Origin of the sequence: Pseudomonas sp. DSV-1, from assembly GCF_035830915.1 — a bacterium.
In the GTDB taxonomy this organism is placed as follows: domain Bacteria; phylum Pseudomonadota; class Gammaproteobacteria; order Pseudomonadales; family Pseudomonadaceae; genus Aquipseudomonas.
Genome location: NZ_JAYMYG010000001.1, coordinates 4,947,816 through 4,970,034 on the forward strand (window position 1 = coordinate 4,947,816; position 22,219 = coordinate 4,970,034).

Sequence of the window (22,219 nt, forward strand, 5' to 3'; positions counted from 1 at the left end):
CGCCCACTCAATTGCGCCGGGAGTGACGATGGACATCAAACAGCTGAAATTCCTCATTGCCCTCGATGAAACCCGGCATTTCGGCCAGGCGGCTGCCCGCTGCCATATCACACAGCCCACCTTGTCCATGCGCTTGCGCAGCCTTGAACAGGAACTCGACCTGCAACTGGTCAATCGCGGTCAGCGTTTCGAAAGTTTTACCGCCCCCGGTGAGCGTGTCCTGGCCTGGGCCCGGACCGTGCTGGCGGCCTACGACGGTTTGCAGGCAGAAGCAGCCGCCTGTCGCGGCAACCTGATCGGCACCTTGCGCCTGGGGGTTGTTCCGCTCTCGAGTTTTGATCCGCTGCCTTTATTGCAGCGCCTGCACCAGGAGCATCCCGAGTTGCGATTCGAGTTGTCGGCGTTGAGCTCTGAGCAAATCCTCGAACAACTGGCCAGTAATCGGCTGGACGTAGGCGTGTCGTACCTCGAGCGCCTTGATCAGGAGCGCTTTGATTCCCTTGCCCTGGACGAGACCCGTATGGGCCTGCTGTACGACCAGCGGTATTTCAACTTTGGCGATCAGCCCCTGAGCTGGGAGGCGCTCATTGAATTGCCGCTGGGCCTGCTCAGTAGCGGCATGCACTTTCGCCAGTCCATCGACTACAACTTCCACAGCCGTGGCCTCACGCCACACCCCCTGCTGCAAACCGATGCCGTTCATCAACTGTTACAAGCCGTCCACGGCGGCCTGTGCTGCGCCGTCATGCCCCTAGATGGCGGGCTGCAAGCATTGACCGATGATTTGCGCCTGCATCCCATTGCAGACGCTCGCACACTGGCCCGACTGGGCTTGATCATGCGTCGTGCTGCCCCGCGCTCAGCCCTGGCTGAAGCCTGTTTTGCGCTTTATCAGAAATCACAAAACCCTTCTTGATCGACGCTATCTATCAATAGATCAGCACTAGCGATTAGACGCGACACTGTGTCGCGCCTAGGCTAAGAGCTGAATTGAACGTTGGTACAGCCTTATGAACGCCAAGCGCCCCCTGTGCGCGGCGCCCGCTTCTGTTACGCCCGCGCCTGCTGCCAGCCAGAACTATGACTACGTCACCCTGGATCACAGCAGCGGTGAGCAAACGGCCCTGGCCGAAGAAGTCGCCCTGGCGATTGCCTACAACGGCATCAGCCAGGCCGTAATGCTGGTCACGCCCACCGATCTCGAAGACTTCATCGTCGGCTTCAGCCTGGGCAGCGGCATCATTCACGACGCCAGCGAAATCTATGACCTCAAGCTTACGGGTGCCGGTTCAGCCCACTACGCACAGGTCGAGATCGCCAGCCGCGCGTTCTGGAACCTCAAACAGCAACGCCGACAACTGGCCGGTACCAGCGGCTGCGGCTTGTGCGGTGTAGAAGCGGTCGAACAGGCCCTGCCTGACCTCAAGGTACTGCCCGGCGCACCGTTGCCACCGGCACAGTGGCTAGAAGGCCTGCGCCAGCGCATCAGTGATTTTCAGCCGCTGGGCCAGCACTGCGGCGCCGTACACGCAGCCGTCTATATGGACGGCCAGGGCCAGTTGCTGATGGGCCGTGAAGACATTGGCCGCCACAACGCCCTGGATAAATTGATCGGTGCGCTGGTGCGCCAGCACATCGACCTGACGGGCGGCGCGGCGATCGTCACCAGCCGTTGCAGCCTTGAGCTGATTCAAAAAGTGTTGCGCGCCGGTATCCAGACCCTGATCAGCCTGTCCTCGCCCACGGGCCTGGCGCTGCAATGGGCACGACGCCACAACCTCAACCTTATTCATCTGCCACAAAAAAGCGCACCACGGGTGTACAGCCCGGCGCAGGAGAATCAACCGTGAGCACACACCATCAAGCCGACAAAACCCCGACTCCCCGCTACAAGCCCTACAAAGGCCCGGCCGGTGGCTGGGGCGCGCTGATCAGTGTGGCGCAAGCCTGGTTGACCAGCGACAACGCGCTGAAAAACCTGCGCATGATGCTCAAGACCAACCAGAACGGCGGCTTCGACTGCCCGGGCTGCGCCTGGGGTGACTCGCCGGAGAGTGGTCTGGTCAAGTTCTGCGAAAACGGCGCCAAGGCGGTGAACTGGGAAGCGACCAAACGTCGTGTCGATGCTGCTTTTTTTGCCAGGCACAGCGTCAGCGCACTGCTGGAGCAAAGCGATTACTGGCTGGAATATCAGGGCCGCCTGACCGAGCCCATGAGCTACAACCCTGAAACCGACCGCTACACCCCCATCAGCTGGGACGCCGCGTTCGCCTTGATCGCCCGGCACCTGCTCAACCTGGCCAGCCCCAATGAGGCGGAGTTCTACACCTCGGGCCGGGCCAGTAATGAAGCCGCGTATTTGTACCAACTGTTTGTGCGCTCGTTTGGCACCAACAACTTCCCGGATTGCTCAAACATGTGCCACGAGGCCAGCGGCGTGGCGTTGGCGCAAAGCATCGGGGTGGGCAAAGGCACCGTGACGTTCGACGATTTCGAACACTCCGATGCGATTTTCGTGCTGGGGCAAAACCCCGGCACCAATCACCCGCGCATGCTTGAACCGTTGCGCGAAGCGGTTAAACGCGGTGCCCAGGTGGTGTGCGTCAACCCGCTCAAAGAGCGTGGACTGGAACGCTTCCAGCACCCGCAACACCCGCTGGAAATGCTCACTAACGGCGACCGCCCGACCAACACGGCCTATTTGCGTCCGGCGTTAGGCGGCGACATGGCACTGTTGCGCGGCATGGCCAAGTTTCTGTTGCAGTGGGAGCGCGATGCCCAGGCCGCAGGCGAGCCGGCCGTCTTCGATCACGCTTTTTTGAATGAACACACCGCAGGCATCCTCGACTACATCTCCAGCCTCGATGACACCTCGTGGGATCACCTCGTGGAACAATCGGGCCTGCCCCTGGTGGATATCGAGCGCGCTGCTCGCATGTACCTCAAGGGCAAAAACGTGATCATGTGCTGGGCGATGGGCATCACCCAGCATCGGCACTCGGTGCAGACCATTCAGGAAATCGCCAACCTGATGCTGCTGCGCGGCAACATTGGCCGCCCTGGCGCAGGGCTGTGCCCGGTGCGTGGCCACAGTAACGTGCAGGGTGATCGCACGATGGGCATCAACGAACGCCCGCCGGTGGCTTTCCTGGACGCCCTGGAGCGTCGCTTCCAGTTCAAGGTGCCCCGTGAAAACGGCCACAACGTGGTTGAAGCCATCCACGCCATGCTTGAAGGACGTGCCAAGGTGTTTATCGGCCTGGGCGGCAACTTCGCCCAAGCCACCCCGGACAGCCCGCGCACTGCCCAGGCGCTGCGCAATTGCGACCTGACCGTACAGATCAGCACCAAGCTCAACCGCAGCCATCTGATGCACGGTAAAGAAGCGCTGATCTTGCCGTGCCTGGGCCGCACCGATATCGACATCCAGGCTCAAGGCCCGCAAGCCGTCACGGTGGAAGACTCCTTCAGCATGGTTCACGACTCCAACGGCCAGTTGCAGCCACTGTCCAACCAGATGCGTTCGGAGCCCGCGATCATCGCCGGTATCGCCGCCGCCACCCTGGGCACTCATCCGATTGACTGGAGCTGGGTGGTGGGCGACTACCGGCGTATCCGCGAGCTGATCGCCGACACCATCCCGGGCTTCAAGGACTTCAACACACGAATTCAGCACCCTGGCGGTTTTTACCTGGGCAACTCGGCCGGTGCGCGGCAGTGGAACACGCCGTCGCAGCGCGCCAACTTCCGGCCCAACGTGCTGCCACAAGACCTGGTGGATGCACGCACCCGCGCTACCGGCCAGTTGCCCGACCTGATTTTGCAGTCGATGCGTTCCCACGATCAGTACAACACCACCATTTATGGCCTCGATGACCGCTATCGTGGGGTCAAGGGCCAGCGTGACGTGTTGTTCGTCAACGAAGCCGACATCATCCGCCTGGGCTTCAAGCCGGGGCAAAAGGTCGACATCGTTTCGATCTGGAATGACCAGCACGAGCGCAGGGTCAAAAACTTCACCCTGTTGGCATTTGATATTCCTGCCGGGCAAGCCGCTGCGTATTACCCGGAGGTCAATCCGTTGGTGCCGCTGGAAAGCACAGGCGATGGCAGCCACACGCCTACGTCCAAATTCGTGGCCATTTGCCTGGAAGCCGCCAGCCCGTCGAAACTGATCATGGCCAAGGCCAGCTGACGCAGTCCGCTCCCACATTTAAAACCCATCACATCCAAACTTCAGGCACAAAAAAGGCCGATTTCCTACGAAATCGGCCTCTCCGAACTAGTAAACAGACCACCAAAAATTCATTAAGTTCCCTAGAAAAAACAACAACTTATAGAATTGTGTACAACTCGTGCTACTCGTCGGATTTCGATTGTCACCCATCATCGACAGCCTCAGGATCGCGCCGTCATCTCTTTGAGGCTCATCTATGAAGCTCACCTCGATTCTCTTGTTGTCCCTTGGCCTGGTCAGTGGCGTAGCCTCGGCCGGTGGCACCACCGAAGCCGGTGTAGGCGGCGCATTAGGCGGGGTTCTTGGCGCCGTGGTTGGCCAACAGCTCGGCGGCTCGACCGGTTCTGCCATTGGTGCAGGCGTGGGTGGCGCGGCAGGCAGTGCCGTAGGTGCCGACAAACGCAGCCGGGGCGAAGCGGCCATTGGCGGCGCACTGGGCGCTGCTGGCGGCAACGTGCTGGGCCGCAGTGTCGGCGGCAGCACCGGTGCTCTGGTCGGCTCAGCCGCTGGCGGTGGTGCTGGTGGCGCGCTGGGTAACTACATGGGCAATAAAAGCGACGCCGAAGATCGTCGCTATCGCGATCGTGACAACCGTCGCTACTACCGCGACGACAACCGCGGCCGTGGCCACGCGTATGGCCATCGCAAAAAGAACAAACATCGTCATCATTGATTACCCAAAAACGGGAGCCGAAAGGCTCCCGTTTTTATTGGGGCCTGGCTCGCCTCGCCAAATTGTTTCAATGCATTACGCCCGCCTGTCACAGTGTCAATCATGCAAACTGCATGCACCTGAATCTCAAATAATTATTAACCCATTGAAAGATATGAAATTACCAACAAACACCCTGTTGGCATGTCACCTGCAATCTCTTGAATGAACGCTGCACTTCCTACCATTCAGGAGCACAACAACAATGATCGGGACAACTGAGCACTATCCCGCAGCCCTGCAAGACTCCTCTGGCCACTCAGGTGTTTCCTGGGCCGCCATCTTTGCGGGGGCAGCCACCGCTGCCGCGCTGTCTCTGCTGCTGATCATGCTGGGCGCAGGCCTGGGCTTTTCGGCAGTTTCACCGTGGGCAAATGAAGGCGTGGGCGCCAAAGGCCTGGGTATCACCGCCATTGTCTGGCTGGCCATCACACAAATCATTGCGTCAGGGATGGGGGGCTATCTGGCCGGCCGCTTGCGGGTCAAGTGGGCCAACATGCATGGCGATGAAGTGTACTTTCGGGATACAGCACATGGCTTTCTGGCTTGGGCAGTTGCGACGCTGGTTACCGTAACCTTGATCGCAGGCTCGGTCAGCAGCGTGATTGGCAGCGGTGTTCAAGCTGGGGCCAGCGTGGCTTCAGGTGCCGCTTCGGCCATGAGCAGCGCAGCCGCCAGCCACGCCGATAAAAGTTCGGGCAATAGCTCTGATTACTTTATCGACACCCTGTTTCGCGATGATCGCGGCACTGCTGTCAGCGAAGACGCCGCCCACGGCATCGTCACGCGCATCTTTGTTCGCAGCCTGGGCAACGACGGCCAGTTAAGTGGCGAGGACCGTACCTATCTGGCGCAAATCGTCGCTCAACGGACCAACCTCAGCCAGGCCGAGGCCGAGCAACGGGTCGATCAGGTGTATGCCAAAGCCCACCAGGCGGTTGAAGACGCCAAGGTCAAAGCCAAGGAAGCCGCAGACACCGCAGCAAAAGTCGCCGCCTGGACCACCCTGTGGATGTTCATCAGTCTGCTGCTGGGTGCATTTTTCGCCAGCCTCTGCGCCACGTTTGGCGGCCGCCAACGCGATGCCGTGAGCTACGTGGAGCACACCACCAAGCCGCCTGTTTATTAATCAATCTGGAGAATGAAAATGCGCTCATTACTGCTGTTTTTTCTCGGTATCCCGATCCCGATCATCATTCTGATTGCCCTGTTTGTGCATTGATGCAACAGGTATAAACCCTGAACGGCCTTCTTCATGAAGGCCGTTTTTTTGTGGCCCGGATCAAACCGGCAGACACGTGGTGGATTTGATTTCTGACAACGCCACGATCGAATTCACCTCTTGAATACCCGGGACCATCGACAGTTTTTCGAAGAAAAATCGCTCGTAGGCTTCGATGTCGGCAGTGACGATGCGCAGCAGAAAATCCACCGACCCCATCAGCACATAGCACTCCAGCACCTCGGGAAAACCGCGGATCGCGTCGGTGAATTCAGTGAAGTTGGAACGCCCGTGGGCATTGAGTTTGATCTCGGCAAAAATTTGCGTGTTGAGCCCGATTTTCTTGCGATCGAGCAAGGTCACCTGGCCGCGAATGATCCCCTCGTCCTTCATCCGCTGAATACGCCGCCAGCAGGGTGATTGCGAAAGCCCCACCTTTTCGGCGATCTGTGCGCTCGACAGAGAAGCATCCTCTTGCAGCAGCGCCAAAATGCGTCGGTCGTAAGCATCCAGTTCACCCTGCATAAAAATACCTTTAAGTTGTCTAATAGAGACTCGATCAAGTCTATTTATCGTTGATTTAAAACATCTTAGATAAAAAATTTCTCCCACGACGTGTAAAAATTTCTCCAGCCTAAACAGGAGCGTTTGCATGTCCCATCTGGAAGTCGTCAACCACTCATCACGCCCCGACGTCTGGGCCAGCAACGCAGCGCCTTGCCCGGTGCGCTATCGCATCCAGGCGGACGCCGATGCTGATGTCTTGTGCCGTGTGCTCAATCTGTTTGCCTTGCAGCAATTGATCCCGCATCAGGTGGAAGTGGTGCGCGATCAGGACACATTGAGCATTGAAATCGAAAGCCATGAGCAGAGCTGGCACCGGGCTCAGGTCATGGGTGAGAAATTGCGCAATCTGATCAGTGTCTTCGACATGGAGCTGCACCCCGTGCAGGCGGCCAAAGCGTCTTTTCTGCAGGTCTCGGGGCAATAGTTCGCAACCATTGGGCACGTGAAGGTGAAAGCAGCGCGACTAGGCTTTGAAGCTCACAGCCAGACAAGGATCCGTCTGAGCCGGTGCCCAAAGGAGCTTTTATGCGCATCCCCCCGCCCCAAGACCAATGGCTGGACCTCAACGACCTGTTGACCGCGTTGCTGGCCAAAAACCGTATCCCCCAGAGTTGTGCCGAACAGGTATTGATCACCGGGCGAGAAGCGTGCAATGCAGCCTTGCATCCGCTGGTGTTTCTGGCAGGACAACAGCTCTGTGACCCCAGCCGAGGGGGCAAGATCCTGGATCTTGAAACCCTCACCGCCTGGCTCGCCAGCCACGCCGGACACCCCTACCTGCGCATTGACCCGCTCAAGATCGATGTCACCACAGTGACCGGGCTGATGTCCTTCGCCTTCGCCCAGCGTCATGGAATCCTCGCGGTGGCTGCCGATGATTCGAGCATCACCATCGCCAGCTGCCAGCCCTGGGTCAGCAGTTGGGAGGCTGATTTGCACCCGTTGCTCAAGCGTCCTATCAAACGGGTCATTGCAAACCCCCTCGAAATCCAGCGCCTGAGCACGGAGTTTTTCCAACTGGCCAAATCGGTCAACGGTGCCGCACTCAACGATCAGAAAACCAGCCCCCAGACCAACCTCGAACAATTGCTGACCTTGGGTACAGGCGCCCGCGAGCCGGATGCCAACGACGCGCACATTGTGAATATCGTCGACTGGTTGTTTCAGTACGCCTTTGAGCAACGTGCCAGCGATATCCACATTGAACCCCGGCGGGAACAAGGCTGTGTGCGCTTTCGCATCGATGGGGTGCTGCATAACGTCTACCAGTTCCCGCCGCAGGTGACCGTGGCTGTCGTCAGTCGCCTCAAGAGCCTGGGCCGGATGAATGTCGCCGAAAAACGCAAACCTCAGGACGGTCGAATAAAAACCAGGCCCCCGGGTGCCGCTGAAGTTGAGCTGAGACTCGCCACCCTGCCCACCGCGTTTGGCGAAAAAATGGTGATGCGTATTTTTGATCCGCAGGTACTGCTCAAAGATTTCGACCAGTTGGGCCTGTGCCCCGAAGACCTGCAACGTTGGCAACCAATGACCCGCCAGCCCAACGGCATTATTTTGATCACCGGCCCTACCGGTTCGGGTAAAACCAGCACCCTGTATGCAACGCTCAAACAACTGGCCACTCCAGAAATCAACCTGTGCACTCTCGAAGACCCCATCGAGATGATTGAACCGGCCTTTAATCAAATGCAGGTTCAACCCAACATCGACCTGAACTTCGCCAACGGCGTACGTGCATTGATGCGCCAGGATCCGGACATCATCATGCTCGGGGAAATACGTGACCTGGAGACCGCGCAGATGGCCATTCAGGCTGCGCTGACCGGACATCTGGTGCTTTCTACCCTGCATACCAATGACGCGCCCAGCGCGATCAGCCGCCTGCAGGAACTGGGAGTAGCGGCCTATTTGATAAAAGCCACGTTGCTGGGGGTCATGGCCCAGCGTCTGGTCAGAACGCTGTGCCCTGACTGCAGGGCCGAGCAGCCACTGGATCCGGGGGACTGGCAGGACTTTGCCCCGGCCTGGTCCGACTCACCGCCCACCTGCACCTGGCGGGCCACTGGCTGCACACAGTGTCGGGACACCGGATACAGCGGGCGAGTCGGCATTTACGAAATCATGGTGATGAGCGAAAAGCTCAAGTCCCTGATTGGCCCCGACACCGACCTCAACGCCATGCGTCGCCAGGCCTGCGCACAAGGCATGATCAGCCTGAGGCTGGCCGCCGCTCAAAAAGTCGCCGCTGGAACAACCTCAATGCCAGAAGCAATTCGAGTTACCCCCGCGTAGTTGAATTGTTTTGACTAAAATCTAATCAGTTACGCGAATTTTTTGATCGTTACACGCCTCGTTCGTTTGATTCTTACACCTCAAAACAAGGAATGGTTATGCAAGCGGGTACTGTGATCCTGTTATTTGTCGCCTTGGCTATCGCCATGCTCTTCATGGGCTTCAAGGTGGTACCGCAAGGATATCAATGGACGGTGGAGCGCTTTGGCCGCTACACCAACACCCTGAAGCCGGGCCTGAACATCATCATTCCGGTGATGGACCGCATCGGGCGCAAGATCAACGTGATGGAAAGCGTGCTGGACATCCCGCCACAAGAAGTGATCACCGCCGATAACGCCACCGTACAAATCGATGCCGTGTGTTTTTTCCAGGTCGTCAACACGGCTCAGGCCGCGTATGAGGTCAACAACCTCGAACACGCCATTCGCAACCTGCTGCAAACCAACATCCGTACCGTATTGGGTTCGATGGAGCTGGATGCCATGCTCAGCCAGCGTGACGGCATCAATGAAAAGCTGCTGCGCACCGTTGATGAAGCAACAGCGCCCTGGGGCATCAAGATCACCCGCATCGAGATCAAGGACATCAGCCCGCCGGCCGACCTGATGGCCGCCATGTCCGGGCAGATGAAAGCCGAACGTATCAAGCGAGCACAAATCCTTGAGGCTGAAGGGCTCAGAGCCGCAGCAATCCTGACTGCCGAAGGCAAAAAACAGGCACAGATCCTCGAAGCAGAAGGTGGTCGTCAGGCTGCGTTTCTCGAGTCAGAAGCCCGAGAGCGCCAGGCTGAAGCCGAAGCACGGGCCACCCAGGTGGTGTCCGAGGCCATTGCCTCGGGCAACGTGCAGGCGATCAACTACTTTGTTGCGCAAAAATATATCGATGCCCTGGGCAAGCTGGCCTCTGCCAACAACAGCAAAGTCATCCTCATGCCGCTGGAGGCCAGCCAGGTCATCGGCGCAGTGGGCGGTATCGGCGAAATCGTCAAAGCCACCTTTGATACCAAGAAGGTCTGATTCATGTGGGAGTTTCTGCAACACCTGAACTACTGGGACTGGCTGGCGCTGGGCACCGCGCTGTTGATCCTGGAGGTTTTTGGCGCCGGTGGTTATCTGCTGTGGACAGGTATTGCCGGCATCATCGTCGGGGCTTTGACCTTTCTGGTCCCCGAACTGCCCTGGACCCTGCAACTTCCATTGTTTGGAGTGCTGGCAATCCTCACGGCGGTGTACTGGTGGCGGCGACAGCGCGGCAAAGTCGAAACTGGCGACCAGCCAAACCTGAATCGTCGCGGCCATGAGCTGATCGGCCGTACCTTCATCGTTCAACAGGCGATTGTGGAGGGACGGGGTAAAATCAAGGTCGGCGACAGCGTATGGATGGCTGTAGGGCCTGACGCTGCGGTGGGTACGCCCGTGCGTGTTACCGCCCAGAATGGAACAGTATTAAGCGTAGAAATTGTACCGTGACGTTACGGAACTCCTGAGCGCAATTTGCAATCAAACCTCGTAGCTAATCTATTCGGAGTCACCGTCATGCGCCTCAAATATGCTGTAGCCGCTATCGCCTTGCTGTCTCTTCCTGTTGGGTCTGCAATGGCCGACAGCTTCTGGCGTAATGTGCTGTCTTCCGGTGCAACCACCGGCTCCACCTACCTGACCTTCAAAAAAGACCGCAAAGTCATCGCCGCTCAGGATGACGCGGGCAGCTTTGTTGCCAGCAACGGTTCGATTCGTGGCCCGTACCTGGAATCAGCCATGCAACAAGTGCGTGCTGATAATCCGAACATGAAAGTCAGCGACATGGACCTGGCCAACGCAATTCTGGTTAAAAACGCTACAGCGGAATAACTGCCTTCCCACTTTGGAGGCAACTTCCATGTGGGACCGGGCTTGCTCGCGATGCTGGCGACTTGGTTTGCCTGCATCAACCCGATGTGATGCTATCGCGAGCAAGCCCGCTCCCACCGTTCAACTCAACACACATCTCTCCCTGTGATTCAGCCGCCATACAGAATTTTCACCGGATGTGAGCGATCCTCCGGGTATGATCTTGAGCGCTATGCTATTGCTTTTGGTCACCCAAACTCACTCACATCGGACGTCACGCTTCTATGAGCACGCTGCCTTTCCTGCCGTTTTCCAAACCCACCATTGATGAAGCCACCATTGCTGCCGTGGGCGACGTATTGCGCTCGGGCTGGATCACCAGCGGGCCCAAGGTCCAGGCGTTCGAAGCACAACTGTCCGAGTACTTTGGCGGGCGCCCGGTGCGTACGTTCAACTCCGGCACCTGCACCATGGAAATCGCGTTGCGCATCGCGGGCATCGGGGCGGGCGATGAAGTCATCACCACGCCTATTTCATGGGTAGCCACCGCGAACGTGATTATCGAAGTCGGCGCGACGCCGGTATTTGCCGATATCGACCCGGTGACACGCAACATCGACCTGGCCAAGCTCGAAGCGGCCATCACCCCGCGTACCAAGGCAATCATTCCGGTTTACCTGTCAGGCTTGCCAGTGGACATGGATGCGCTCTACGCGATCGCCAAAAAGCACAACCTGCGCGTAGTGGAAGATGCGGCACAAGCCCTGGGCTCCAGCTGGCAAGGCGAGCGCATTGGCGCACGGGGCGATTTTGTATCGTTCAGTTTTCAGGCCAACAAGAACATCACCTCATCCGAGGGCGGGTGTCTGGTGCTGAACAATGAAGAAGAAGCGCGACTGGCCGAGAAATACCGTCTACAGGGCGTGACTCGCACGGGTTTCGACGGGCTGGATGTGGATGTGCTGGGTGGCAAGTTCAATATGACCGACATCGCGGCTGCGATTGGTCTGGGCCAGTTTGCCCATATCGAAACCATCACCGCCCATCGTCGGGAGTTGGCCAAGCATTATTTCGACTGTTTCGGGCCTGAGTTCGAAGCTCAGTACGGCGCACAACTGCCGGTAGCAGACTTCAACAACACCAACTGGCATCTGTTCCAGCTTGTGCTGCCTGAGCGCAAGGACGGACAGCCTGCACGTGCGACCTTCATGAAAGAGATGCAAGCCTTGGGTGTGGGCATCGGTTACCACTACCCGCCCATTCACTTGCTGAGCCTGTACCGTGCACAGGGCTTCAAAGAGGGGATGTTCCCGATTGCCGAACGTGTCGGGCGCCTGATTGTGTCGTTACCGATGTTTACGGCAATGACCAAGGCCGATGTGGAGCGTTCGGTGGCGGCGGTGAAAGCAGTTTTAAGCGTCGCCTGACTCAACCTGTAGTCGTTGCCGCAGGCTGCGAGCTTTTGATTCCAAACAAAGCTCGCAGCCTTCGGCAGCGACTACACATTTGAGCTTATTCGCCGATTACGGCTTTATAGCCCGCAGCATCCAGCAGTTTTTCCAGCTCGGCGGTGTTGCTTGGCTTGAGCTTGAAAATCCAGCTGGTGTACGGGTCGCTGTTCAACGACTCAGGGCTGTCCGCCAGTGCTTCGTTGACGGCAATCACTTCGCCAGAGACCGGCGAGTAGATGTCGGAAGCAGCTTTAACCGACTCAACAACGCCCGCTGTATCGCCTGCGGCGAACACTTTGCCGACTTCGGCCAGCTCAACAAACACCACGTCCCCCAAGGCTTCCTGAGCATGATCGCTGATGCCTACGGTAACCGTGCCATCCGCTTCCAGGCGGGCCCACTCGTGACTTTCAGCAAAGCGCAACTCAGCAGGGATCAGGCTCATATTCAGTGTCCTCAAGAATAAATGTAGGCGGCGCACACAAGGTGCTTTCTCGCCAGTAAACGTTAGATCAGGGCTTTGCCCTGACGAACAAAAGTCGGTTTTACTACTCGAACCGGGTACCACTTACCACGAATTTCAACCTCGGCACGGTCAGCCGTTGCCATCGGAACTCGCGCCAGGGCGATCGATTTGCTTAGCGTAGGGGAGAAGCTACCACTGGTGATCTCCCCTTCGCCAACATTGGCGATGCGAACCACTTGATGAGCGCGCAAAACGCCCCGTTCCTCAAGTACCAGCCCCACCAGTTTGAGCTGCACGCCCCCGGCCTTTTCGGCTTCGAGCGCTTCGCGTCCCACGAACTTGCGTGAGGCAGGCTCCCAGGCAATGGTCCAGGCCATATTGGCGCAAAGGGGGGAAACAGACAGATGGATATCCTGCCCGTAGAGGTTCATGCCGGCTTCAAGACGCAAGGTATCCCGAGCGCCCAGGCCAATCGGTGAAATGCCTGCACCCACCAGATCGTTGAAAAAGGCCGGGGCCTGGTCGGCCGGGAGGACGATTTCGAGGCCATCTTCACCGGTGTACCCGGTACGAGCGATAAACCAGTCGCCGCTGCTCTGCCCTTCAAAGGGCTTGAGTTGCTGGATCAACTGGCCACGCGCCTGACTCACCAGTTCGGCCACTTTCTGTCGCGCATGGGGCCCTTGAATGGCCAGCAGGGCCAGTTCCGGGCGTTCCAACAGTTGCACGTCATAGCCCTGACGCTGAGCTTCCATCCAGGCCAGATCCTGATCCCGGGTGGCGGCATTGACGATAAGCCGATAACCCGTGGGCATCAGGTAGACAATCATGTCGTCGACCACGCCGCCCTGCTCATTGAGCATGGCGCTGTACAAGGCACGGCCAGGTGTATTCAGACGCTCGACATCATTGGCCAGCAAATGCTGGAGCCACGCCTTGGCCTGAGACCCGGCGATGTCGATCACGGTCATATGCGAGACATCAAAAACCCCACAGTCGCGGCGCACCTCATGGTGTTCTTCAACTTGTGAGCCGTAATGCAAAGGCATATCCCAACCGCCAAAATCGACCATTTTCGCGCCCAGGGCGAGATGCAGGTCATACAGAGGCGTACGCTGTCCCATGGGTTTCTCCTTCCGGGCTTGGCGAGGGTGCGGACAGGCTGCGGAGCATTTCAAGCCTAAAAAATGGCTTTCTTACACTACGCAGAAACCTGATCTGACAGACAGACCGCACCGAATGCCGCGCATTGTAGCCGCATGAAGGAGGACTGGCACCTAACCGATTCGATGTGCCGAGCGTCGAATCAGTCCGATGACCGGTAACAATCCGACCAGGACCAGCGTCAGGGCGGGCAACGAAGCCCTCGCCCATTCGCCTTCGCTCGTCATCTCGAAGATCCGCACAGCCAGCGTGTCCCAGCCGAACGGGCGCATGAGCAAGGTAGCCGGCATTTCCTTGAGCACATCGACAAACACCAGCAGCGCAGCGCTCAAGGTGCCGGGCAGCAGCAACGGCAGATACACCTTGAAAAACAGTCGTGGCCCACCGACCCCCAAACTGCGAGAGGCCTCCGGCAAGGAAGGACGAATGCGCGCCAGGCTGTTTTCCAGCGGGCCATAAGCCACGGCGATAAACCGCACCAGATACGCCAGCAGCAGGGCCGACAGGCTGCCCAGCAACAGTGGCTTGCCCGCCCCGCCCAACCAGCCCGACACCGGAATCACCAGCTCTCGGTCCAGATAGCTGAACGCCAACATGATCGACACCGCCAGCACCGAGCCCGGCAGGGCATAACCCAGGTTCGCAAGGCTGACCCCGGCACGAATGGCCGCCGTGGGTGCCTGGCGCCGGGCAAACGCGAGCACCAAGGCCACGCTCACGGTGATCAGTGCCGCCATGCTGCCCAGATAGAGGGTGTGCAGGATCAATCCGGCGTACCGCTCATCCAGGTCGAATCGACCGCGCTGCCAGAACCACACGGCCAGTTGCAGCATCGGAATGACGAAAGCACAGGCAAATACCAGCAAGCACCAGCCACTGGCCAGCCACGCTTTGGGACCGCTCAGGTGATACAAGGCACTGACCCGGGGGCGTTCGTTACTGGCGCGGCTTGCCCCACGGGCGCGTCGTTCGCCGTAGAGCACCACCATGACCACCAGCAGTAGCAAACTGGCCAGTTGCGCTGCCGTAGACAGGCTGAAGAATCCGTACCAGGTTTTGTAGATCGCGGTCGTGAAGGTGTCGAAATTGAACACCGATACCGCGCCAAAATCGGCCAGGGTTTCCATCAGCGCCAGTGCTACACCCGCACCGATCGCCGGACGCGCCATGGGCAACGCAACGCGCCAGAATGCCTGCCACGGGCTTTGGCCCAGCACTCTGGCAGCTTCCATCAGGCCTTTGCCCTGGGCCAGAAAGGCCGTGCGCGCCAGCAGATAAACGTAGGGGTAGAACACCAGGATCAGCACGATGATCACCCCACCGGTGGAGCGCACCCGTGGCAACCTCAGGCCCATGCCAAACCACTCACGCAGCAGGGTTTGCACGGGGCCTGCGAAATCCAGCAAGCCGACAAAGACAAACGCCAGTACATAAGCCGGAATCGCAAAGGGCAACATCAGCGCCCAGTCCAGCCATCGTCTGCCGGGGAACTCACACAGGCTGGTCAACCAGGCCAGGCTGACACCGAGCAGCGTGACCCCGACACCCACGCCAACGATCAGGGTCAGGGTGTTGCCCAGCAGACGCGGCATCTGCGTATCCCACATGTGGCTCCAGATCTGGGTATCAATGCTTTGCCAGGACAGCAGCAAAACGCTCAGCGGCAACAGCACCAGAGCGGCAATGACAAAAACCAGCGGATACCAGCGACGTTGAGCAGGATGGGCCACGAAGAACTCTCGGAAGGTGGTCAGGACGAGGTAAAAAACAAATGTGGGAGCGGGCTTGCTCGCGATGCAAACACCGCAGTTTCCAATGAAACCCCGGCGATGCTATCGCGAGCAAGCCCGCTCCCACAGGTATTGCTTCAGATTTTGATCAGTTCCAGCCCGCGCGATCCATCATGCGGATGGCTTCAGCCTGGCGCTTGCCTGCCACTTCTACTGGCAGTGCGTCGGCCTTGAACTTGCCCCAGCTGGCCACTTCGGCAGAAGGCTCAACGCTTGGGTTGGCCGGGAATTCCTGGTTAACACCTGCAAAAATGACCTGAGCTTCAGGGGTGGTCATCCACTCCACCAATGCCTTGGCGGCCTCAGGGTGTGGCGCGTACTTGGTCAGGCCAATGCCCGACAGGTTGACGTGAACACCGCGGTCCGCCTGATTCGGCCAGAACAGTTTCACCGCCAGATCCGGCTTCTGCTTGTGCAAACGGCCGTAGTAGTAGGTATTGACGATGCCCACGTCACATTGCCCGGCGTTGATTGCCTCAAGCAGTGCAGTGTCGTCAGAGAACACGTCCGTGGACAGGTTGCTCACCCAACCCTTGAGAATTTTTTCGGTTTTTTCAGCACCATGCGCTTCGATCATGGTGGCCGTCAGCGACTGGTTGTAAACCTTCTTGGCGGTGCGCAAGCACAGGCGGCCTTCCCAGTTCTTGTCAGCCAGGGCCTCGTAGGTCGACAGTTCTTCAGGCTTAACCCGGTCGGTCGAATAGACGATGGTCCGTGCGCGCAGGCTCAGGCCGGTCCACTCATGGGAAGAGGAGCGGTATTGCGGTGGAATATTCTTGTCGATCACTTCGGACGTGAACGGCTGCAAAATGCCCATTTGCTCGGCTTGCCACAGGTTGCCGGCGTCCACGGTCAGCAACAGGTCGGCGGTGGCATTCTGGCCTTCTGCCTTGATGCGCTGCATCAACGGCGCTTCCTTGTCGGTGATGAACTTGACCTTGACCCCGGTCTTGGCGGTGTAGGCATCAAATACCGGTTTGATCAGCTCGTCGATACGCGAGGAGTAAACCACCACCTCTTCGGCAGCAGAAACGCTGCTCGCAAAAACGGTTAGGGCCAGGGCAGTCAGTAGACGCTTGCGTGCCAACATGATGGGCGGTCTCTCTTGATGCGAATCGGGCGTAAATGGTAGTGAATCACATTTCCCATCTCAACCTAACTCGCCCCGGAGGAGTTACCAGATGTTACGGCTTGGCCAGCGGCGGCAGATCGCCACTCAGGCCCAGTGCCTGACGCACAAACAAGGCCTTGGCCTCGGGCATTTTATTGACCCATTTCAAACCGGTGTTGCGCAGCAATCGTGCCGTCAGCGAGTCAGCCTGGAACAAGCGCTCAAAACCCTCCATGGCGGCCATCAACGCCAGGTTATGCGGCATGCGCCGACGCTCAAAACGGCTCAGCACGCGCACATCCGCCAGACGCTCGCCGCGATCCACCGCGTGCAGCAGCACATGTGCCAGCACCGCCGCATCCAGAAACCCCAGATTCACGCCCTGCCCGGCCAGCGGGTGGATGGTGTGTGCCGCATCACCGATCAGTGCCAGGCCTTCCGCGACATAGCGTTTGGCGTGACGCTGACGCAGCGGCACGCACACCCGCGGATCAGCGCTCAGCACGCTGCCCAGACGGCCTTCAAAAGCCAGTTCCAGCTCGCGGCAGAAGGCGCCATCGTCCAGCGCCATCAAGTACTCGGCCTGTTCAGGCGTGGTCGACCAGACAATCGAACACCAGTCCTGCTGACCCTCGCGCTCCAATGGCAGGAATGCCAGCGGGCCATTGTCGGTAAAACGCTGCCAGGCGGTCTGCTGATGGGGTTCTGAGCAACGCACGCTGGTGACGATGGCATGATGCTGATAATTCCACTCGCGGGTCTCACAGCCGGTCAGGCGGCGTACAGCCGAGTTGGCGCCATCAGCGGCAATCACCAACGGCGCACGCAAGGTACGACCATCGGCCAGGGTCAGCAGCCAGTCGTCGCCAGAGCGGCGCATCTGTTCCAGGCGCGCATTGGCCAGCATTTCGATGCTGGAGTCCTGCAAGCACTCAAGCAGCGCATCCTGCACCACACGGTTTTCAACGATATGACCCAGCACGTCGGCATGAACGCTGGTCGCCGAGAAGTGGATCTGCCCCGTGCCGCTGCCATCCCATACCTGCATGTGGGCATACGGGCTGACGCGACGCCGGGTGATGCCCTCCCACGCGCCCAGGCGCTGCAAAATGCGCTGGCTGGCAGCCGACAGGGCACTGACCCGCGGCTCGAACGGGGTCTGGGCGGCAAAGGGTTTGACACTCAGCGGGCTGCCATCGAGCAGCAGGATTTTCAGCCCGCTGTCTTTGAGCGCCAGCGCCAGTGCACTTCCGACCATTCCGGCCCCGACAATCAGCAGATCTGCACGCATTTCCATGCTTTAAGCCTGTCTCGCTAGCGGCGTACGCCGCACCTGAAAAAATGGATCGACATGGGGCGTGCTCGCCCCGCCGACATCAACTGTCTGCGCGGGTGCCCAGGCCCATCGCTTGACGGGCGAACCAGCGTTTTGCCGGCGGCACCAGATCAAGGCCGAGCAGGCCAAGGTTGCGACCAAACGAAACCAGGGGCTGCTCACTGCCAAACACCCGCGTCACCTTGTCCGAAAAACCGATGGTCAATTGCTGGTCGAGTTTTTGAGCCTGTTGATAACTCAGCAGCGTAGCGAAATCACCGGGCTTTTTATCACTGCCCAGCAAGGCATCGGCCAGGGCCTGGGCATCACGCAGGGACAAGTTGAAACCCTGGCCGGCTATCGGATGCAGGCTGTGGGCCGCATTGCCCAATACCGCCAAATGCGGACGTACCTGCTCTTGCGCTTCAATCAGTGTCAGCGGGTACAGATGTCGGGCGCCCACCTGTTTGAGCGTCCCCAGACGATAACCAAACACCCCCTGCAACTCGCTGAGAAAACTGCGCTCATCCAGTGCAGCCAGACGCTGGGCGTCCATCCCCAAACGAGTCCAGACCAGCGCACAACGGTTGTCAGGCAACGGCAGCAAGGCCATTGGCCCTTCGTCGGTGAAACGCTCGAACGCCATCCCGCCGTGGGGCTGGCTCGGGGTGATATTGGCGATCAGGGCACTTTGGTTATAAGGCTGTTGGCGCACATGGATGCCCAACTGCTCACGCAAGCCCGAACGCCCGCCATCGGCCAGGACTGCGAGATCGCACTCCAGGGTGGTCTCGTCGTTGAGGGTCAGGCGATAGCCGTCTTCCAGCGGTTGCATGTGGATAACTTCAGCCGGGCAACGCCAGCTGATCACATCCGGATCCAGACTTTTCCACAGGCACTGGCCCAGCCAGGCGTTCTCGACCACATAACCCAGCGCCGGAACCCCTTCTTCGCTGGCCGACAACCGTGCCGTAGAGAAACGCCCCCGATCGGACACGTGAATGTCCTTGATCAGTTCGCCACGCTCGGCAATCGATTGCCACAGGCCCAGACGCTCATAGATGATTCGAGCGCCATAGCTGAGCGCCGAAGAGCGGGCGTCATAGCTGGGCTGATAGGTGTTGCCGGGGGCAAACGGCTCGATCAAAACGATCTTCCAGCCCCGTGCCTTGGCACCGGCCTGCAAGGCCAGCGCCAGGCTCGCGCCCACCAGGCCGCCGCCAATGATGGCCAGATTCACGCGACTCATGCCGCACCCGCCATGAGCGCTTCGATAGCGGCGACGGTTTTTGGCACATCGCCGGTCAGGATTTCACAGCCATGCCTGGTGACCACTACGTCGTCCTCGATCCGCACGCCAATGCCACGCCATTTTTTCGCGACATTGAGGTTGTTAGGGCTGATGTAAATGCCAGGTTCCACAGTCAGGGTCATGCCGACTTCCAGCACGCGCCACTCACCGCCCACCTTGTATTCCCCCACGTCGTGCACATCAAGCCCCAGCCAGTGGCCAGCGCGGTGCATGTAAAACGGTTTGTAGGCTTCACTGGCGATCAGTGCCTGCACGTCGCCCTGCAACAGGCCCAGCTCCACCAGTCCGGCGGTAATGACCTGGACGGTTGCTTCGTGGGCCTGATTCCAGTGTTTGTCGGGGGCAATCTGGGTAAATGCCGCTTCTTGTGCTGCCAGTACCAGCTCATAGATCGCTTTTTGTTCCGGTGAAAAACGGCCATTCACCGGGAACGTACGGCTGATATCGCTGGCGTAGCAGTCAATTTCGCAGCCAGCATCAATCAACACCAGGTCGCCGCTTTTAAGCAGTGCGTCATTCTCCTGGTAATGCAGGATGCAGCTGTTATCACCCGAGGCGACGATCGAACCATAGGCTGGCATTTTGGCCCCGCTTTTACGGAATTCGTAATCCAGTTCGGCCTCAAGGCTGTACTCATGCAAACCGGCGCGGCTGGCCTGCATGGCCCGCACATGGGCGCGAGCCGAAATCTGCGCCGCGTGGCGCATGACCTTGAGTTCTGCTGCCGATTTATACAGGCGCATGTCATGCAGCAGATGATCCAGAGCAACAAATTCGTTGGGCGGCTGGGCACCGAGGTTCGCCTTGGAGCGAATCCCGTTGATCCACTCCATCAGGTTGCGGTCGAATTCGGGATTACCGCCCATCGCCGAGTAGACCCGGTCGCGGCCTTCAATCAACCCCGGCAGGATGTCGTCGATATCGGTAATCGGGAACGCGTCGTCGGCACCGAAGTCGCGGATAGCGCCTTCTTGCCCGGCCCGCAAACCATCCCACAATTCACGCTCGGCATTGCGCTCGCGGCAAAACAGCACGTACTCGCCGTGTACCCGGCCCGGGATCAACACGATCACGGCCGCAGGCTCGGGAAAGCCGCTCAGGTACTGAAAGTTGCTGTCTTGACGGTAAACATGTTCGACATCGCGATTGCGAATGGCCACCGCCGCAGCGGGCAGAATCGCAATACTGTTGGGCTCCATCTGCGTCATGAGTGCCTTGCGGCGACGTGCGTATTCCGTTTTCGGGATATGGATCATGGGCAGACGGGTTCCCTCTCGACGATCAATCAGTGCAGCGAAGGTTTGGCTGGCGCAGGTTCAGCGGTTTTTTTGGTTTCGGTGAATAGCAGCAGCGGTGCGACACGCAGGTATTCCATCACTTCCATGTAGTCGCTTTCGCCGTCTTCGGACTCTTCAAGTGCATCCTGCACCTGGGCGATGGCTGCCAGGTCGCGCAGTACTTCATTGGCTTCATCGCTCAACGAGTAGGCGCGGCGGGTCAGGCCGAAACCGGACAGGAAACCCTGGCACCACTGGCCCAAAGCTGCGGCGCGCTCAGGCAATGGCGCGTCATCGGTCGGCAGCAACAGCACAACGGTCATGTCATCGCTGGTCAGTTCACCCTTGACCATCTCTTGCAATCCGATCAAGGCATTGCGTACGTTGTCTTGCGGCTCGCCTGCCAACAGCTCGCTGGCTTCAACCAACCAGCCTTCGGCATCAAAACCGGCGCCCGCGCAGCTGCGGCCCAGCAAGTGGCCGTGCAGTTCAGCAGGCGAAACGGAGTGGCCGCTGGCAGTCAGCAGGGTTACAAAGGCTTGATACGGGGAATTCTGAATAGGCATGGTCAGCTAGGCGCCAAGCGGCGCTATGTCTAGAATGGAGGGCTTGTATCCTAGCATTGGCAGACGTGCCAGACCATCGAGGCGTCAGTCCCCATCCATCAGAAAACACACAGTAGGACACAATGGAAGACACCGACCTGCATGCACTGATGGCTAGACTCGAACTGCTGATTAGCCGAGTCGAGCAACTTAACCGCCAAAACGCACTCTTAATTGCTCAGGAAAAGACTTGGCGCGAGGAACGCGCGCACCTCATTGAAAAAAACGAAATCGCCCGACACAAGGTGGAATCGATGATTTCGCGCCTCAAAGCCCTGGAGCAAGACTCATGAGTTCAAGCAGTAGCGTCACCGTGCATATCCTCGATAAAGAATATTCGATCATGTGCCCCCAGGAAGAGCGGAGCAATCTGGTGAGCGCTGCCCGTTATCTGGATGGGAAAATGCGCGAAATCCGCAGCAGCGGCAAAGTCATCGGCGCCGACCGTATCGCCGTGATGGCTGCTCTGAATATCACCCACGATCTGCTGCACAAGCAGGAAGTCGCCGAAGTTCAAACCAGCAGCTCCACCCGTGAGCAAGTGCGCGACTTGCTGGAGCGCGTTGATCTGGTGCTGGCCACTGATCCGAACGAACGTCAAAGCTGATTCAAAACGTTACTTTGGGGTATACTCGCGCCACTCCCTGGAGTATTCGCCAGTTAGCGATGTCCCTGAGCCGATTCGCACTACCCTGGAGCTTGCACGTTGGGCCGGTGTGCATGTCCGCTAGACGGAAAGCCTTAAGGTCTACTGCAACTTCCACCTTGAACTTTCGGGTTCAAGGGCCAAGCCGACAGCGGTACGTCGGGGAGCCTGATTTCCTAGCGCAATGTCAGCCACCTGCTGGCATTGGCTTCCACGAGCC

Annotated in this window: 22 protein-coding genes and 1 other RNA gene; 14 read left to right on the forward strand and 9 right to left on the reverse strand. The window is 58.8% G+C overall.

The window, feature by feature from the left end; genetic code table 11:
- The first annotated feature begins 28 nt into the window (after positions 1-28).
- The 5 genes from VSQ83_RS22940 to VSQ83_RS22960 all read left to right on the forward strand — a co-directional run bounded on the left by VSQ83_RS22940 (position 29) and on the right by VSQ83_RS22960 (position 6,078).
- Positions 29-916, forward strand: coding sequence for a LysR family transcriptional regulator (locus VSQ83_RS22940; protein ID WP_133079057.1), 888 nt, complete (start codon positions 29-31; stop codon positions 914-916).
- A gap of 94 nt (positions 917-1,010) precedes the next feature.
- Positions 1,011-1,850 (forward strand): formate dehydrogenase accessory sulfurtransferase FdhD, encoded by an 840-nt coding sequence (fdhD, locus tag VSQ83_RS22945; RefSeq protein ID WP_133079058.1) that lies wholly within the window; start codon positions 1,011-1,013, stop codon positions 1,848-1,850.
- Complete coding sequence (locus VSQ83_RS22950; protein ID WP_133079059.1) at positions 1,847-4,195, forward strand: FdhF/YdeP family oxidoreductase; 2,349 nt, start codon at positions 1,847-1,849, stop codon at positions 4,193-4,195. Before fdhD ends, VSQ83_RS22950 begins: the two co-directional genes overlap by 4 nt.
- A 238-nt stretch (positions 4,196-4,433) precedes the next feature.
- Positions 4,434-4,910, forward strand: a complete 477-nt coding sequence (locus VSQ83_RS22955; RefSeq protein WP_019824518.1) for a glycine zipper domain-containing protein — start codon at positions 4,434-4,436, stop codon at positions 4,908-4,910.
- A 244-nt stretch (positions 4,911-5,154) separates the two neighbouring features.
- Positions 5,155-6,078 carry a hypothetical protein gene (locus VSQ83_RS22960; RefSeq protein WP_133079060.1) on the forward strand — a complete coding sequence of 308 codons (924 nt, stop codon included), beginning with the start codon at positions 5,155-5,157 and terminating at the stop codon, positions 6,076-6,078.
- A gap of 153 nt (positions 6,079-6,231) precedes the next feature.
- On the opposite strand, the gene VSQ83_RS22965 is transcribed toward VSQ83_RS22960, so the two are convergent.
- Complete coding sequence (locus VSQ83_RS22965; RefSeq protein ID WP_019824516.1) at positions 6,232-6,696, reverse strand: Lrp/AsnC family transcriptional regulator; 465 nt, start codon at positions 6,694-6,696, stop codon at positions 6,232-6,234.
- Positions 6,697-6,823: 127 nt separating this feature from the next.
- Between VSQ83_RS22965 and VSQ83_RS22970 the strand changes: the two genes are divergently transcribed.
- From VSQ83_RS22970 to VSQ83_RS22995, 6 genes are all read left to right on the forward strand, one after another.
- A complete protein-coding gene (locus tag VSQ83_RS22970; protein WP_133079061.1) occupies positions 6,824-7,162 on the forward strand; it encodes a hypothetical protein in 339 nt (112 codons plus the stop codon).
- A gap of 101 nt (positions 7,163-7,263) precedes the next feature.
- Positions 7,264-9,030, forward strand: coding sequence for a GspE/PulE family protein (locus VSQ83_RS22975; RefSeq protein ID WP_326427598.1), 1,767 nt, complete (start codon positions 7,264-7,266; stop codon positions 9,028-9,030).
- 98 nt (positions 9,031-9,128) lie between these two features.
- Complete coding sequence (locus tag VSQ83_RS22980; RefSeq protein ID WP_133079063.1) at positions 9,129-10,049, forward strand: SPFH domain-containing protein; 921 nt, start codon at positions 9,129-9,131, stop codon at positions 10,047-10,049.
- A 3-nt stretch (positions 10,050-10,052) separates the two neighbouring features.
- The gene (locus tag VSQ83_RS22985) at positions 10,053-10,502 is read left to right on the forward strand and encodes an NfeD family protein (RefSeq protein WP_326427599.1); all 450 of its coding nucleotides are present in this window, start codon (positions 10,053-10,055) and stop codon (positions 10,500-10,502) included.
- A gap of 66 nt (positions 10,503-10,568) precedes the next feature.
- Complete coding sequence (locus tag VSQ83_RS22990) at positions 10,569-10,883, forward strand: DUF2388 domain-containing protein (RefSeq protein ID WP_133079065.1); 315 nt, start codon at positions 10,569-10,571, stop codon at positions 10,881-10,883.
- A gap of 263 nt (positions 10,884-11,146) precedes the next feature.
- Entirely contained in the window at positions 11,147-12,289 is a 1,143-nt protein-coding gene (locus VSQ83_RS22995) for a DegT/DnrJ/EryC1/StrS family aminotransferase (protein ID WP_219262578.1), read from the forward strand.
- 85 nt (positions 12,290-12,374) lie between these two features.
- On the opposite strand, the gene gcvH is transcribed toward VSQ83_RS22995, so the two are convergent.
- From gcvH to VSQ83_RS23035, 8 genes are all read right to left on the reverse strand, one after another.
- Positions 12,375-12,758 (reverse strand): glycine cleavage system protein GcvH, encoded by a 384-nt coding sequence (gene gcvH / locus VSQ83_RS23000; RefSeq protein WP_326427601.1) that lies wholly within the window; start codon positions 12,756-12,758, stop codon positions 12,375-12,377.
- Between the two features lie 62 nt (positions 12,759-12,820).
- Positions 12,821-13,903 carry a glycine cleavage system aminomethyltransferase GcvT gene (gene gcvT / locus VSQ83_RS23005; protein WP_133079067.1) on the reverse strand — a complete coding sequence of 361 codons (1,083 nt, stop codon included), beginning with the start codon at positions 13,901-13,903 and terminating at the stop codon, positions 12,821-12,823.
- Between the two features lie 153 nt (positions 13,904-14,056).
- Entirely contained in the window at positions 14,057-15,673 is a 1,617-nt protein-coding gene (locus VSQ83_RS23010) for an ABC transporter permease (protein WP_133079068.1), read from the reverse strand.
- Between the two features lie 148 nt (positions 15,674-15,821).
- A complete protein-coding gene (locus VSQ83_RS23015) occupies positions 15,822-16,823 on the reverse strand; it encodes an extracellular solute-binding protein (RefSeq protein WP_133079069.1) in 1,002 nt (333 codons plus the stop codon).
- A 94-nt stretch (positions 16,824-16,917) separates the two neighbouring features.
- Positions 16,918-18,135, reverse strand: coding sequence for a 2-octaprenyl-3-methyl-6-methoxy-1,4-benzoquinol hydroxylase (locus VSQ83_RS23020; protein WP_326427746.1), 1,218 nt, complete (start codon positions 18,133-18,135; stop codon positions 16,918-16,920).
- An 85-nt stretch (positions 18,136-18,220) separates the two neighbouring features.
- A complete protein-coding gene (ubiH, locus tag VSQ83_RS23025; protein ID WP_326427602.1) occupies positions 18,221-19,408 on the reverse strand; it encodes a 2-octaprenyl-6-methoxyphenyl hydroxylase in 1,188 nt (395 codons plus the stop codon).
- The gene (gene pepP, locus VSQ83_RS23030; protein WP_133079072.1) at positions 19,405-20,727 is read right to left on the reverse strand and encodes a Xaa-Pro aminopeptidase; all 1,323 of its coding nucleotides are present in this window, start codon (positions 20,725-20,727) and stop codon (positions 19,405-19,407) included. Before pepP ends, ubiH begins: the two co-directional genes overlap by 4 nt.
- Positions 20,728-20,756: 29 nt before the next feature.
- Positions 20,757-21,314 carry a YecA/YgfB family protein gene (locus tag VSQ83_RS23035; RefSeq protein WP_133079073.1) on the reverse strand — a complete coding sequence of 186 codons (558 nt, stop codon included), beginning with the start codon at positions 21,312-21,314 and terminating at the stop codon, positions 20,757-20,759.
- A 122-nt stretch (positions 21,315-21,436) separates the two neighbouring features.
- Here VSQ83_RS23035 and VSQ83_RS23040 point away from each other — a divergent pair, with 122 nt between their 5' ends.
- From VSQ83_RS23040 to ssrS, 3 genes are all read left to right on the forward strand, one after another.
- Positions 21,437-21,646: a TIGR02449 family protein gene (locus VSQ83_RS23040; RefSeq protein ID WP_019824490.1), complete on the forward strand. Its 210-nt coding sequence runs from the start codon at positions 21,437-21,439 to the stop codon at positions 21,644-21,646.
- On the forward strand, positions 21,643-21,960 hold the full coding sequence (locus VSQ83_RS23045) for a cell division protein ZapA (protein ID WP_019824488.1): 318 nt from the start codon (positions 21,643-21,645) through the stop codon (positions 21,958-21,960). Before VSQ83_RS23040 ends, VSQ83_RS23045 begins: the two co-directional genes overlap by 4 nt.
- A gap of 31 nt (positions 21,961-21,991) precedes the next feature.
- A non-coding RNA gene (gene ssrS / locus VSQ83_RS23050) (6S RNA) lies at positions 21,992-22,169 on the forward strand.
- Positions 22,170-22,219 lie beyond the last annotated feature (50 nt).